This window comes from Chryseobacterium proteolyticum, assembly GCF_046591535.1.
Lineage (GTDB): Bacteria > Bacteroidota > Bacteroidia > Flavobacteriales > Weeksellaceae > Chryseobacterium > Chryseobacterium proteolyticum.
Genome location: NZ_JBJLWK010000003.1, coordinates 636,426 through 650,760 on the forward strand (window position 1 = coordinate 636,426; position 14,335 = coordinate 650,760).

17 protein-coding genes are annotated in these 14,335 nt (G+C 34.5%); 4 read left to right on the plus strand and 13 right to left on the minus strand.

The annotated features are described in order from the left end of the window. Positions 1-2 precede the first annotated feature (2 nt). The 3 genes from ACJ5H0_RS13910 to pth all read left to right on the plus strand — a co-directional run bounded on the left by ACJ5H0_RS13910 (position 3) and on the right by pth (position 2,601). Positions 3-746 (plus strand): hypothetical protein, encoded by a 744-nt coding sequence (locus tag ACJ5H0_RS13910; RefSeq protein WP_345990940.1) that lies wholly within the window; start codon positions 3-5, stop codon positions 744-746. Positions 747-1,019: 273 nt separating this feature from the next. After that, on the plus strand, positions 1,020-1,952 hold the full coding sequence (locus ACJ5H0_RS13915) for a hypothetical protein (RefSeq protein ID WP_172282292.1): 933 nt from the start codon (positions 1,020-1,022) through the stop codon (positions 1,950-1,952). 85 nt (positions 1,953-2,037) lie between these two features. Then, complete coding sequence (gene pth, locus ACJ5H0_RS13920; protein ID WP_411249949.1) at positions 2,038-2,601, plus strand: aminoacyl-tRNA hydrolase; 564 nt, start codon at positions 2,038-2,040, stop codon at positions 2,599-2,601. Positions 2,602-2,645: 44 nt separating this feature from the next. On the opposite strand, the gene ACJ5H0_RS13925 is transcribed toward pth, so the two are convergent. The 8 genes from ACJ5H0_RS13925 to ACJ5H0_RS13960 form a co-directional block, all read right to left on the minus strand. Next, on the minus strand, positions 2,646-3,068 hold the full coding sequence (locus ACJ5H0_RS13925) for a hypothetical protein (protein WP_411249950.1): 423 nt from the start codon (positions 3,066-3,068) through the stop codon (positions 2,646-2,648). A 161-nt stretch (positions 3,069-3,229) separates the two neighbouring features. After that, positions 3,230-3,865, minus strand: a complete 636-nt coding sequence (locus tag ACJ5H0_RS13930) for a carbonic anhydrase (RefSeq protein ID WP_172282297.1) — start codon at positions 3,863-3,865, stop codon at positions 3,230-3,232. A 57-nt stretch (positions 3,866-3,922) separates the two neighbouring features. After that, complete coding sequence (locus ACJ5H0_RS13935; protein ID WP_411249951.1) at positions 3,923-5,515, minus strand: SulP family inorganic anion transporter; 1,593 nt, start codon at positions 5,513-5,515, stop codon at positions 3,923-3,925. A gap of 146 nt (positions 5,516-5,661) precedes the next feature. Continuing rightward, complete coding sequence (locus ACJ5H0_RS13940) at positions 5,662-5,961, minus strand: hypothetical protein (RefSeq protein ID WP_172282300.1); 300 nt, start codon at positions 5,959-5,961, stop codon at positions 5,662-5,664. Between the two features lie 20 nt (positions 5,962-5,981). After that, on the minus strand, positions 5,982-6,650 hold the full coding sequence (locus tag ACJ5H0_RS13945; RefSeq protein ID WP_273650463.1) for a carbonic anhydrase: 669 nt from the start codon (positions 6,648-6,650) through the stop codon (positions 5,982-5,984). 328 nt (positions 6,651-6,978) lie between these two features. Further along, positions 6,979-7,536, minus strand: coding sequence for a serine acetyltransferase (locus ACJ5H0_RS13950; RefSeq protein ID WP_411249952.1), 558 nt, complete (start codon positions 7,534-7,536; stop codon positions 6,979-6,981). Positions 7,537-7,571: 35 nt separating this feature from the next. Further along, positions 7,572-8,720: a glycosyltransferase gene (locus ACJ5H0_RS13955; protein WP_411250355.1), complete on the minus strand. Its 1,149-nt coding sequence runs from the start codon at positions 8,718-8,720 to the stop codon at positions 7,572-7,574. After that, on the minus strand, positions 8,720-9,277 hold the full coding sequence (locus ACJ5H0_RS13960) for an acyltransferase (protein ID WP_411249953.1): 558 nt from the start codon (positions 9,275-9,277) through the stop codon (positions 8,720-8,722). Before ACJ5H0_RS13960 ends, ACJ5H0_RS13955 begins: the two co-directional genes overlap by 1 nt. 56 nt (positions 9,278-9,333) lie before the next feature. Between ACJ5H0_RS13960 and ACJ5H0_RS13965 the strand changes: the two genes are divergently transcribed. Beyond that, entirely contained in the window at positions 9,334-9,564 is a 231-nt protein-coding gene (locus ACJ5H0_RS13965; RefSeq protein WP_172282309.1) for an acyl carrier protein, read from the plus strand. Here the strand turns inward: ACJ5H0_RS13965 and ACJ5H0_RS13970 are convergent. The 5 genes from ACJ5H0_RS13970 to ACJ5H0_RS13990 form a co-directional block, all read right to left on the minus strand. Beyond that, positions 9,561-10,136 carry a GNAT family N-acetyltransferase gene (locus ACJ5H0_RS13970; RefSeq protein ID WP_411249954.1) on the minus strand — a complete coding sequence of 192 codons (576 nt, stop codon included), beginning with the start codon at positions 10,134-10,136 and terminating at the stop codon, positions 9,561-9,563. The genes ACJ5H0_RS13965 and ACJ5H0_RS13970 overlap by 4 nt on opposite strands. A 60-nt stretch (positions 10,137-10,196) precedes the next feature. Continuing rightward, on the minus strand, positions 10,197-11,642 hold the full coding sequence (locus tag ACJ5H0_RS13975) for an AMP-binding protein (protein WP_411249955.1): 1,446 nt from the start codon (positions 11,640-11,642) through the stop codon (positions 10,197-10,199). A 34-nt stretch (positions 11,643-11,676) separates the two neighbouring features. After that, a complete protein-coding gene (locus ACJ5H0_RS13980) occupies positions 11,677-12,849 on the minus strand; it encodes a glycosyltransferase (RefSeq protein ID WP_411249956.1) in 1,173 nt (390 codons plus the stop codon). A gap of 524 nt (positions 12,850-13,373) precedes the next feature. Beyond that, a complete protein-coding gene (locus ACJ5H0_RS13985) occupies positions 13,374-13,742 on the minus strand; it encodes a glycosyltransferase family 2 protein (protein ID WP_411249957.1) in 369 nt (122 codons plus the stop codon). Positions 13,743-13,746: 4 nt separating this feature from the next. Next, the gene (locus tag ACJ5H0_RS13990; RefSeq protein ID WP_411249958.1) at positions 13,747-14,286 is read right to left on the minus strand and encodes an acyltransferase; all 540 of its coding nucleotides are present in this window, start codon (positions 14,284-14,286) and stop codon (positions 13,747-13,749) included. Positions 14,287-14,335: the final 49 nt, after the last annotated feature.

Sequence of the window (14,335 nt, forward strand, 5' to 3'; positions counted from 1 at the left end):
TCATGAAAAAAATATTTTTAATAACATTATTATTAGGTGTTGGTTTGTCTAAAGCTCAAGTGGGAATCAATACTAACACACCTGTAAACACATTAGATATTAATGGAGATGTCAATGTAAATAAAGAATTGAGAACAGGAGGGACTAATACCGTAAAAGGGAACGCAGGAAATGCCGGAGAGATTTTTCATAACAATTCCGATTTGGTTAGTAACGATTGGAAAAGTATAAAGATTGCAGATGGACAGGGAAGTATGGCTTTGTTTTCCATCAATACGGTTTCTGATAAAGTAGGTGCTACTTTTTCAGGGGCAAACGGTTCTACATCACCTTATGCAGAAAATGCGGCACTGGATGCTACTTGGACTGTTCTGACAGGAGCTGTTGATACTTTTTCTATTACTAATGCAACGAATAAAGTAGTGTTTACTTTTCAGACAACGACACAAAAAACGGCTAATGCAAATTCTTCAATAAGTTATGCTTGCGGAATTTTTGTGAACAATACGCTTAAGGCTGTGAGAACAGACGTTTTGGTTGGAGGTGATGGTACAAATAAGATTTTCAATCTTAATGCTACACTTACTAACCTTACTCCTCAGAATAACTATAGCGTTAAAGCAGCATGTACTAAAAGAAATCTGAACTCCGGAACTTTAGGAACAGGAAAAGCTGTAAATACAACTTATTTAAATGATGATATGGCACAATCAGTACTTACTACTCAGGTACTGCAACCTTACTAATCATTAATTTTATCGATAAAAAAACAAAAAAACTAAAAGCGGGTCTTTTAGTTTTTTTGTTTTATAGCACAACTTACTTATAAGTAAATAGCTCTTCTAAAGATATAGTCTACAGTGAAATATGTTTTTTTACCCAACTTTTCTCTTCAGAATATCTAAAGTACAAGAAAACCTGCTTATTTGATTGTTAGTTTTCTTATAATATAAATAAATATATGCTTTTTGTTTAAAAAAAAAATTATATTTGTGAAAAAATAAATAATCCCCTTGGAAATGAAACAACTTTTCTATTTTATTTTACTGTTTGCTGGTTTTTCTTCCATTCATTCGTGTAAAGATCTTATTGATGAAGACGGAAATCCACTTGTTGATTTACATAACAATACCGGACTGACAGGGCCTAGAGCTTTGTATAGAGAAATTACGGATGCTGATACCATTGCAGAGTATCATTACAGTGGGCTGCTTTTATCCCGTGTGCTTACAGATAGTGCTTCTATTACAGATATTATGTATAGCGGAGATAAGGTAAGCAAGATTGATTTCAGAGGTTTTCTTGATTTAGATAATAATGGAAAATTAGATAAGGATAGTGTTTCGTATTCTCAGATTTTCACTTATGGTGTATCGGGAAAAATAGACAAGGTATCTGAAAGCCGTTCAGTGTTCAGGAGAACACCTCCGGTTATTCCGGGAGATCCTCCAGGTCCTCAAACTCTTTTCAGAAAAACCAAGACTCTTTATAATTTGAAATATGCAGCTTCAACAAGCAAGCTTGACAGTATTATCATGAGATCAGGAGAGGATGTTTCAGGAGTTCCGTTTGTTTACAAAAACTATTCAAGAACTGGGTATACTTATTTAGGGGATAATGTAAGTAAAGTAGTAAGACATTATGGCCCGATGAGTAATGACGTATTTGGCGCACCAACAGGTAAACTGGGTTATGATTATGCGAACTTTGACACTCAGATAAGTGCATATACATTGCTTCCTTTTGCTTATAAAATATCTGTGATCCTTTCTACAGAAATGAATGATAAGAGAAGTTTGATCCTATCTCCAAACAGTCCTAAGAGAATGGCGATAACGGATCTTACGACACCTATTCCTGTTCCGGCAGTGTTCAGTACAGATTATCATTACGATCCGCAGACTTACGTAACAAAAGGGTATGGAATAAATTATATCTACAAGCCTTTATAAAATTTTTTTAACAATAGATCAACTCAATTCTTTAACGGATTGAGTTTTTTTATTTTTTATCCCTTAATTTTGCAAAAAATTTCAAATGAAATATTTAATAGTCGGACTTGGTAACAAAGGTGCGGAATATGAAAATACACGTCATAATATAGGATTCAAGGTTGCAGAAAAAATAGCAGAAAGTCTTGAAGCTTCATTTAATACAACCAATTTCGGATGGATGGCAGAAGGGAAATATAAAGGCAGGAAAGTCTTTATTTTAAAACCGGACACTTATATGAATCTTTCTGGTAATGCTGTAAAATACTGGATGCAGAAAGAAAATATCCCTCTGGAAAATATATTAATTATTACGGATGATCTGGTACTTCCTTTCGGGACATTAAGAATGAAAATGAAAGGATCTGATGCGGGACACAACGGTTTAAAAAATATTAATGAAGTTCTGAAGACACAGAATTACGCACGGCTTCGCTTTGGAATTTCTGCGGACTTTACTGAAGGGAGACAGGTAGATTATGTTTTGGGTACGTGGAATGAAGAGGAAAGAGAAAAATTGCCAGAAAGAATTGAACAATTTTCAAAGGCCTGCCTTTCATTTGTTTTTGCGGGCATTAACAATACAATGTCAGCTTTCAACGGAAAATAAATCAGATTTTACATAAAACAATAAACCTCCGTCAGGAGGTTTTATTATTTAGCAACAACAATATCCTTTACAATTTTCTTTTCAAAAAAATTTCTTTCACTGATGGTAAAACGGTAATTATGTTCCTGTTCAAAAAACTCTATTGGAGTTGTGGGAGAGTTATCGGGTTTCCATTTAATAATCATTGTGGGTTCCTGAGCGGAGTTGATATCGCTTTCTGAAAACCTGAATGTTGTGTTTAACAAAGGACTACCGGGATTTTCATTAATATCTGATTTTGCTTTTTTAGGTTGTAACTGGGAAAGGTCTTTTAGTAGTAGTGAAAAAGGCTTACCAATGTATTTTTCTTTGTTTGTTTCAAATTTTTTAAGATAAGCGAGGGTATCTGTAACTTGCTTTTGTGCTTTTAAAGATCCGCTCAATATTACTAAAATTCCAATCAGAATGAAGTTTTCCTGTAGTTTCATAAGTTTGTCTGCAACATTAATTTTTACGCATCAAATGTAAGGAAAAATTGAGCCTTGAAAATTCTTATGCTTGAAATAAAAGAACCACCGGGGTTCGATGGTTCTTTATTGTGAATTTAAAAATTAATTGATCTAAACTATTACATAGTAATATCTGAATACTATAACCAGGTTACAGCACCTGTTTCAACATCGTAGTTTGCTCCAACGATTTTGATTTTGCCTTCATTTTCAAGGTTTCTAAGCGTTGAACTTTGTTTACGGATGTCTTCGATAGCATTTTTTACATTCTGATGATTCAGTCTTTCTAATAATGAACTGTTTTTTGATGAACGTTCTTCATTCTCTTCAATAACTTCATTGATGATCGGATCAAAATGGTTAATCAGGTGGTTCAGGTTATCCATTCCCATTCCTTCGATTTGTGCGGCATCAAGTCCTCCTTTTAAGGCACCACATTTGGTATGCCCTAAAACAACGATAAGTTTGGAACCTGCAACATTACAACCGAACTCCATTGATCCCAGAATATCCTGATTTACAAAGTTACCGGCAATTCTGATGCTGAAAACATCACCCAATCCCTGGTCAAAGATTAGCTCTGCTGAGGTACGGCTGTCTATACAGCTTAAAACAACTGCAAAAGGCCACTGTCCTTCACGGGTAGCATTTACCTGTTCCAAGAGGTCTCTGTTAGCCTTTAAGTTGTTTACAAATCTTTGGTTTCCTTCTTTTAAAAACTCTAAAGCTTTCTCGGGAGTAATCGTTGATTGGGTTTCGTACGTATGTGCTTTCATATAATTTAATGGTTTTTTCAAATTTTAAAGTTAAAAAATAATTGTTGATAAATGAGCTTACATAGCTCTTCTGTGTGTAACCAGTATGTGTGAATCTTCATTTTTTTCGTAATCTCTGTACGAGGTTTTGAAGCCCAGAAGCTCTACCGTTATATCCTCTTCTTTTGCGCGGATGTTGGCAAAATCCTGGATCATTTCTAAAACGTCTGTCGCTATATATGAAGTATCCCTGGCATCGATGGTTACTGCAGAATTAGGTTTTATATTTTTAAGTGTTTTTTTGATGGCTGCTTTGTTTAAAAAAGAAACTTCTTCAGCCAGTTTGATATTGATTTCGTCTGCATCATCCAGATTCTCCCTGCTAAGGTAATAGGCTCTTTTCATATTTCCCTGAAGGATGTAGAAAATGGAAATGGCAAGACCTATTCCAACCCCTTTTAACAAGTCTGTTGCCACAACAGCTATAACTGTTGCTAAAAAAGGGATAAACTGAAATTTTCCCAAATGCCAGAAATGTCTGAATGTAGCCGGTTTTGCTAATTTATAACCTACTAAAATTAATACGGCGGCTAATGTTGCCAATGGTATTAAATTGAGTAGAAATGGTATGGTCAGTACGCATACCAGAAGCAGAACACCGTGAATCATTGCTGAGAGTTTTGATGTTGCCCCTGCATTAGCATTTGCCGAGCTTCTTACAACAACGGAGGTCATAGGTAATCCGCCGATAAATGAGCTGACAAGGTTTCCGATTCCCTGTGCTTTAAGTTCTAAATTGGTATCTGTTATTCTTCTCTGTCTGTCCAGCCTGTCAGATGCTTCAATACAAAGCAAGGTCTCAATGGAGGCAACAATAGCGATCGTTGCACCCGCGATCCATACTTTGGGATTTGTAAATCCGGTAAAATCCGGTAATAAGATTAAATTTTTAAAATCATCAATGGATTTTGGAACAGGTAATGAAACCAAGTGTTCTGTTTTTATGGCCAGTGGGCTTCCAGTCATTTTAAAAGTTTCATTTAATAAGATTCCTGTAACTACGGCAACCAATGCTCCAGGAAGCATCTTCATTCTCCTAAGTGCGGGAACTTTATCCCAAAGCAGAAGAATACTCACTGATACTACTGTTACAAGAACGGCTCCCGGATGTATGGCCCCGAAAAGCTCGGTAAAGTAATTAAAGTTTAAGCCATTGTCGAAAATAGATTCATGTCCTTCGTAGTCTTTATCGAATCCTAATGCATGGGGAATCTGCTTTAGGATAATAATAATTCCTATTGCCGCAAGCATTCCCTCAATTACATTATTAGGGAAGTAGTTGGAAATACTTCCAGCTCTTGCAAACCCTAAAATCAATTGAATAAATCCTGCAATAATTCCTGCACAAAGAAACAATTCAAAGGCGCCAAGATCTGTAATGGCTGTTAAAACAATTGCTGTTAAACCAGCTGCAGGGCCGGAAACAGAAATGTTTGAATTACTTATTGTTCCTACGACCAGGCCACCTACGATACCGGCGATAATTCCGGATAAAGGAGGTGCACCTGATGCTAAAGCAATTCCTAAACAAAGAGGAAGTGCTACTAAGAATACCACGAGTCCTGAAGGGAAATTTTCCTTGATTCCTCCTATTAATGATGTCTTTTTCATGATGTGAAGCTGTGAGATATAACCAGCATATTTGTCTTTAAATAAGCTAGTTATAAAGATTGAAAATTTAATTTTTAAAGCACGTATGTATTCATTATCAAAAAAGTTGATAAGGAATAGGTATCAAAAAACTCTAACTATAAAAATTAAGCTTCGGGAGGCGGAGAAAATATGGTTAATAAGGGAGACAGGTGAAAATCATCATCCACCAATACAAAAGATCTGTCTTTTACGTCCGGTTCAAAGAACTTGAGATAATCAAATACATCTAATGTTTTAGGAAGTGTTTTTTCGTACACTGTAAAAGAAGTAGGATGGGAGTGTGGTTCTTCTTCATTGACTATTATATTGGTTCTCAGTAAATCCCAGCCCGCTACTGCAGCAATGCTCGGCAAGGCTGTAAAGTTTAGGAAAACCGTCAATACAATAATACTCCAGAATTTCATTTCACTCTTTTTTGGAAAAACTATTTTGTTTTTCTGTTCATGACCCAGTCTGATTCGGTTAGATTATATATTTTCTGGATGTCTTTCAAAACCTTTTCAAAGTCAATGTCCAGATCAATAATTTTTCCGGTTCGAAGGTCGAAAACCCAGCCATGAACTATAGGATACTCTTCTAATATGTATCTCTCCTGAACACAGGCCATTTTGATTACGTTGATACATTGCTCCTGAACATTAAGTTCTACAAGCCTGTCATAACGTTTTCCTTCATCCTGAATTGAATCCAGTTCAGTCTGGTGTAATCTGTAAACATCGCGAATATTTCTAAGCCAGGGATTTAATAATCCTAAATCCTGAGGGGTCATCGCTGCTTTTACTCCACCACAATTATAATGCCCACAAACAATAATGTGTTTTACTTTTAAATGTTCTACCGCATATTGAATAACCGCTGTAGAACTCATATCCAAAGTATTTACAACATTGGCAATGTTTCTGTGGACAAAAACTTCTCCAGGTTTAGCTCCCATTAATTCTTCAGCTGTCGCCCTACTGTCCGAGCACCCTATATATAGGTAGTCCGGATGTTGGGTTTTGGCTAATTCTTCAAAGAAAGCCGGATCCTGTGAAATTTTGGATTCGACCCATTTTTTGTTGTTTTCAAAAATAACTTCGTACGATTGGGACATAAAATAAATTTTTAAGGTTTATAATTATTCATTTCGTTTAAATTATTTTCAAATCCAATAGATCAAATCAATAATTATGCAAAAATATAATTTTTGATGAAAAGTTGATCTCTTTTAACAAAGTTTAATATTAAAATATGCTTAAAATCATACATCTGCTTTAAAATCAAGCATTATATCTTATTTTTAATACTAATTATTGACTTTTTCAAAATTTAAACGGAACAAAAATCTAAATAAAAATACGAACAATTAGACAGAATGTGTGGATTTAAGAATTAAAATATTCTTAAATGCTTAAAACATGCTTTTCAGCAAGGCGGAAATTTTATACTTTGTTATTGATATATCCCTCCGTAGCATCTTCTTTGGGATATATTTTTCCAGGATTACCTACAACTACAGAATTGGAAGGAACATCAAAGTTTACATAGGAGTTGGGTGCAATTAGTACATTGTCTCCAATAGTAATTCCACCTACGATTACAGCGTTAGCGCCTATCCATACTTCATTTCCAATAGCCGGAATTCCTGTGTTTTTCCCCCGGTTTTGCTGGCCAATGGTTACACCTTGGGCAATGTTACAATTAATTCCGATCTTGGTTTTAGGATTAATGACCAAACTTCCCCAATGTCCTAAGTAAAACCCTTCTCCAATTTGGGTTTCCGGATAGATCTGAAACCCATACTTTATCTGGTGGTGCCTTAATACAAATCTCCAGAATGCTCCGGCAAGGGATTTCTTTTTGTAGGATTGGGCTTTTCTAAGTATATAAATAAAATGGAGGTTGGGGTTTACACATTTAGCCCACATCTCAAATTTAGAAAGCCATTTTCCATTTTCGCGGTAGAAGTCTTTTTGGATAGTAGTATATTGATCTGGCATATAAATTATATGTAGGGTTAGAAAGATAAATTTATTTATAACTCATCTAAAATACGGGTTATTTTCTGTACGGAATTTTTAAGGTTAAAAGGCATAAGGTAATTATTCAAAGCCTCTTTATATTGTAGAAAAGTATCTGGATGTAATAAAGCCTGCTTCATTCCGGAGTAGATGCCTTCTTCGGAATTATCTACGATCATACCAAGTTCCCCGTTGTTCAACATTTCCTCTACCCCGGAAACATCTGTAGCAATAATTTTCTTTTTTAAAGTTATGGCCTCAAATAAAACCGTAGGAAAACCTTCATATCTTGAACTTAAAATATAAAAGTCGGCACTTTTGAAGTAGGGATAAGGGTTGTCCGTAAATCCTAGCATGGTTGCCGTTTCATCTATTCCAAGTTCCGATTTCAATTTTTTGATGTTTTCAAAATCATATCCGTCTCCGATAATTAAAATCCTATGTTTTAAGCCTTCATCAATAAGTCTTTGGTGAACTTTTAAAAGTCTGTCAAATCCTTTTTGTGGAAATACGGTTCCCACGGAAACAAAAGTGGGTACAGACGAATCAAAGCTGTAATCATCAATTGATTTTTCTGCTTTTTGTAGAATTTCCTCTGTGTCAAGAGGGTTGTAGATCTTAATAATTTTGTGTTTCTCCGATTCATTTTTTGCTGTCTTATAAAATAGCTGTTCAATCTTTTCAGAAATAACCAATATTTTATCAAATCCGAAAAATTTACGGATTTCATCATGGGTATATCCTTTGACTTGTGATAAATCATTATGGATCCAGACGATTTTTTTAGATGATTGAAGAGGAGAATTTAGAATTTCATCCCGCATTCCGTGGATGGCGGCAAACTCAATGTCATATTTTTTATTTTTTAATTTGCCATTGTAAAGAAGAGACGGAAATTGGTTTAGTGATTTCTGATAAATAACACGGATTGCTTTTTTAGGAATATCCTGTATACGGTTTGTAGTAATCATTTCACCTTTATTAAGGTAAATGACATTGATCCAATCCGGGACTTCCGGTAAATATTTTCCAGAGTATAAGTTTAAGAGTAAATCAACTTCATAGCGATCAGAAGGTAAATTTTTTAGAAAAGTTACAAGTACTTTTTCTGCGCCGCCGTGACGTAGGGAACCAATTCTGATAAGGATCTTTTTCTTAGGCACTATTTCGAAGTTTTGAACTTTTGAGGTAAATTCAATTTCAGCCACTGGTTAAGCTCTTTTCTATTCTTTTCAAGATGGATAGGATAGTCAATCGTGGTTTTTTTTAAAACATCAGCATAATCTTCTATTTCGCAAACATATTTGGCGGGATTTCCTGCGTAGACAGTATGTTCAGGCATTGATTCGGACAAAACTGAATTAGCTCCGAGAACACAATTATCTCCTATTTCAACATTTTGTAATATTACCGAATTGCTACCGATGGCACAGTTTTTCCCCACTTTTATCCATCCGAAATTCCTTACCTCTTCATAGCCTTCCAGCTTCCTGATATTGGCAGTAGCTCCTGAATGGGTTACAAACGTTACCCCAGAGGCAATTCTTGTATCGTCTCCAATTTCCACAAGAAATGGTTCGGAGCCAAAGGAAACATTATTTCGTACCACTACATTCTTTCCTAGTTTTAGCCCGCTGTTTTTGCATATTTTAAGGTAAACGGAATGTTGGAAATCCTGAGTAAGGGTAGATATTTTATTAATAATCTTATATATCATCATAGTAAAACAAAGTTAGAAATTATTTTATAAATTTGTCCCTCCAAATATATAACACAATGAAGATCGAACATTTTTGCGAACTGCTTCAGCAAGAACTTAACGAAAAAACTACAATAACTGCGGATACGCATTTTAAGGAATTAGAGAGCTATGGATCTCTGTCAGCAGTTTTGGTTATGCAGTTGGTTGAAAATCAATTTGGCGTAAGCCTTAATCCAAGATCTTTCAGAAGTATTAATACTATAAAAGATTTAACGGAGGCCATAGGAAAAGAGAAGTTCGACTAGTCTTTTAAATTTTTTTTCAGAATAACCTTTTTGATACTGGGGTAAATTTTATTTTCCTGAGTGTCTATTTGAATTGTTTCATATTCGGAAAATCCAAATTTAGCATAGTATTGTATAAGGTGCGGGCTGCTTTCGAGTACATCTATGTAAAGTTCATCAGTAAGATTTTTCATCTCCGAAATGATGTGCTTTAATAAAAATTCCGCTACTCCTTTTCCTCTGAAGAGATCATCTACAAAAACATATTGGATCAGGTATTTGTTTTCAGAATAACTTTTGGTCTCAGGTAAGTTTTTTGCCTTATTTATGAATGAAGATAAATGATCACCTTTCAGATGAATCGGAAATAATTCACTTTTATTCTGATAGTAATTGACATTGGTAAGGATCAGTGCACAGCATCCTGCGGCTATCCCATCCATTTCTGCTATGGTATATGTATTCAGAGATAATTCAGTATCGAAGTTCTCATCATCTAAAAAAAAATTGATTAAGATATTCTTTAGTCGTATCAATGTCGCTTCCGAAAATATTGCTGAAAGTATCAGACAGTGATATTGGATGGGTCTCAATGGCTAGTATTCCTTTTATGATCAAGGGAATGTCATCTTTTGTGGCTTTTCTGATGCTGATCATAACAAAGTCTTTTTTAATTCGTTTCGATCTATTTTTCCGGATGTATTGACCGGAAACTTTTCGAGTTTAATGATTTTTGAAGGAATACAATATTCCGGAAGATTATCTTTCAGGTGAGAAAGAATTAAATCCTCATCGGCACTTGGCTCATTGATAAACAAGACGAGAATATCATTATTGTTTTTGTCCTTGTGAATAACAGCAACACTGATTGCGTTTTCCAGTTTTTCATTTGAAAAATATTCGATTTCTACTAACTCTACTCTGAAACCATTGATCTTAGCCTGAAAATCGATCCTGTTCAGATAGAAATAATCTCCTTCATTATCTTTTACGCACCAATCACCTGTCCTGTAGAAAGTTGTATGATCTCTTTGAACAAATGCTTCTTTTGTTTTTTCTTCATTTTTCCAATAAGAATTTGCCAACAATTTTCCGGATAATAAGAGTTCTCCTTCATTCATTTCATTGTCAGAAAAGCTCATTGTAGAGTTGATAACCGATTTTCCGATACTTATGATGCCATTTTTTTCTTTTATCGAGTCTTCCACTTTATAATGAGTGCAGAAAATTGTATTTTCTGTTGGTCCATATACATTGTAGATACTGGCATTGGGTACGAAATCCTTCCACCCGGTAATCTGCTTTGTCAATAATGCCTCACCACAAAATAAATTTAGCCTTAAGCTTCTATTTTTTATTTCGGGATCAAGGTAAGGTATAATCAGATTTAAGATGCTTGGAACCATTAAGGCTATCGTAATTTTATCTGCTTCTAACAGGTCCAGGATCTGCAAAAACTTAGTTTCTTTTTTATGAAGACCTACAACCGTTGCTCCGTTTAACCAGGGAATCAGATAACTCATTACCGAAAGGTCAAATGTAAGCTCAAACATTTGCAGCACACGATCCTCAGAATTTAATTTTCCAAAAGTTGAATGGAAAGCATCAGAGAAATAGTATAAATTGGAGAACCGGATAGGAACACCTTTCGGCTTTCCTGTACTTCCGGAAGTGAAGAGGATGTAGGCATTATTATCTATGGAGGACTCTGAAGGTAATGTAGAAAGGACCCCTTCAGCCATCTTTTTTGTGTCAATCAGCTTAGTTTCATAGTTCTCTGTTATTTCTGCTGACGTAAGGATTGCTTCTATATCTGCCTGCTGAATAACATTCATATTCTTGCTGAAAGGAAATTCTGGATGTATGGGAACGTATGTTTTTCCTGAAAACCAAACCGCAAGAATTGAAGCATACATATACACATCATCAGTGAGATAGATTCCTACGTTTTGAGAACTTATGGTTTGTAGCTGATATCTTATTTGATGGGTCAAATTTAAGACTTCCTCATAGGTGTATTCTTTATCCTCTACGATTAAGCAGACTTGTTTGCTGTTGAGGAGAAAAGATTGGTATAAATTTTCAATAAAGGAATTCATCTTTTGCAACTTGTGTTATGATATACTTTAAGAGTTATTGGTTTTTAATTTTACTTTGATATAGATTCTCGATAATATTTTCCACACTTTTGAAAATCTTTTCATTATCAAAACGCTTTTCGATATCCTTCAGGTTGTCCTGTATATGTTGGACAAGCTCTTTGTTCGTTAAAAATTCCCTGATACCGTTGTACAGGCCTTCCTGGGAATAATCTGTCAGGTAACCGGATTCTTTATGGGTAATCATTTCAGGAATTCCCCCCACGTTGGTTGCTAGTATGGGTTTCTGCAGAATCAGGGTTTCTGCAATAATTAATGGCCATCCTTCACTTTCTGACGGCATGATATAAAAATCTGCATTGGAAACGTATGGGTATGGATTCATTTGGGTACCTAATAGCTTGAAGGAATTTTTTACATTTAATTCCTCAATCCTTTTGGAAAGAAGTTCATAATCCTCTCCATCACCGATAACAATAATGCGATGATCAAACCCGTCATCAATTAGTTTTTTGTGAGTCTCCAGTAATGTTCTGTATCCTTTTCTATAGTGCAGTCTGCCCACTGATACAAAAGTAGGGAGCTCTTCAAATTCAGGAATGAATGCTTTTGCTTTTGCTTTTAGCTCTTTTATGGGAATAGCATTCAGAACAACTTCGCCCGGAGGCAACTTAAGGTCTGGAAATTTTTCAGTCAATATATCTTTACATTGCTGTGAACCATAAATGATATAATCAAACTGTTGCATGTTTTTAAAGATTTCCTCACGGTAAGGAGCAAAGCCTTCCAATGAAAGATCTGAATGAAGCCATGCAATCTTTTTAGATTCTTTATTTGTTGAGTTTAGAACGGCTTTATAAATGCCGTATGTAGTTGCAATCTCTACATCATATTGATCTTTTAAAATCCCATCCGTAAGCCTGGGATTTTTGTCGATCTTATTAAGTCTAAATTTTCTTCTAGCCAGTTGAATTTTTTGAATAATCGGATTTTTTGAGAAATCTTCTTTCCCTTCCGCGATGTATACTTTTCTAATGTTGTCAGGAAACTCATTCCGTAACTCTCCCTGATTAAGGCTTAAGCATATTGTGAGCTCAAATTTATCCTTGTTCAGGTTGTTGAGCATACTTAATACTACTTTTTCCACACCGCCAATCTCCATAGAGCGATGTCTGAAAAGAACTTTTATTTTTTTATTATGCTCCATTATTCTGAACTTTTGTATAGATAATTTTTTCTATGAAGTGTGTTTAGTTTCAAGTATATCAATTGTTCTGCAAAAATGTTAATATTTTAATCTTTAATCTGTGTGCCATTTTCGTTTGATAATCAAGTAAACTGAAAACCTCTTCAGCATTTTGATAAACCTGGGGAACAGCTCGCCCATTTATAGATATAATATTTCTTCTTTTAAATGTATTAAAAATAACTTTTGCAAATGAGTCTTTAGCCTTTCCTTTTGATGTTGCCTGAGATACCCCATTAGGATGAAGTCTGTATTTATATAGATCCTTGGCAATAAAGTATGCGTCACCAAAATCTAATATTTTTAAATATAGGTCCTGATCAACGGCACTCTTTAATGTAGAATCAATACCTTCAGTTTTTAAATATATTTCTCGTCTAAATGCTACAAAATGAGCAATCTGGATTGGATAATTAAAAAAATAAGGATCTTTATTTAGGATCTGTTTTGCAGATTTAAAAGGATAAAGAATATTTAAGTTCTGATCACATGATAAAAATCTGGAATAGGTAAGGACTACATTTTTTTTTCTGTTTGAAAACTTCTATTGACTCTTCGATAGCTGTCGGAAAAATGGCATCATCGGGATCCACAAATCCACAGATCTCACCAGTGGCAAGCTCGGCGCATTTTCGTTTGGTATAGCCTACTCCCTTATTGGTCTCATTTTCAAAAAACAAAAACCTACTGTCATCGGATATTAGGGATTTTATCATTTCTTTCTCGGTATCAGCAGAACAATCATCCACTATAATAGCTTCCCAGTTCGTATAGGTTTGTTGTTGAAGACTTTCATAGCAATCTTTAAAGTAATTACCATTGTTATAATGTGCTATAAGAACTGAAAATTTCATTTTTTTATAATTTGAAAATTAATTCCTGCTTATTAAGGACTGTTGTATTAGCAGGAATATCTTTATATATGGTGCAGCCTGCTCCTATTATACAGTTATCGCCGATATTTACACCTTTTAATATAGTAACATTGCTTCCTAACCAACAGTTTTTCCCAATTTTTATAGGAGCTTTTGTAAACTCATTATGGAAAATTTTGAATTCCGGTATACTTTGATGTGCATGGTTATGGTCATATAATTTTACATTTTCACCAAACAAAGTATTTTCACCGATAGAGATGTGGTCTAAACAATTGATAGAGCAAAAATTATTCATAAAAACATTATCCCCAATTTCAAGGATTCCTTCATCCTTAACTAAAATATGAATGTAATTTCTGAAATTAATATTTTTACCAAAAATTGCTTTTCCAATGTTTTTATAGATGATAAAGTGATTAGAAATCCCCAGTTTTATACTTCCTAAAATTACTTTGGGATGTTTGTGAAGGATAGTAATTTGTTTTTTTCTTTGAAGAGTTTCAAAAAATCGGGAAAGCATTCTTTTATCTTTGTTTATTTTTTTTATAAAATTATTGGCAGATCTTTTG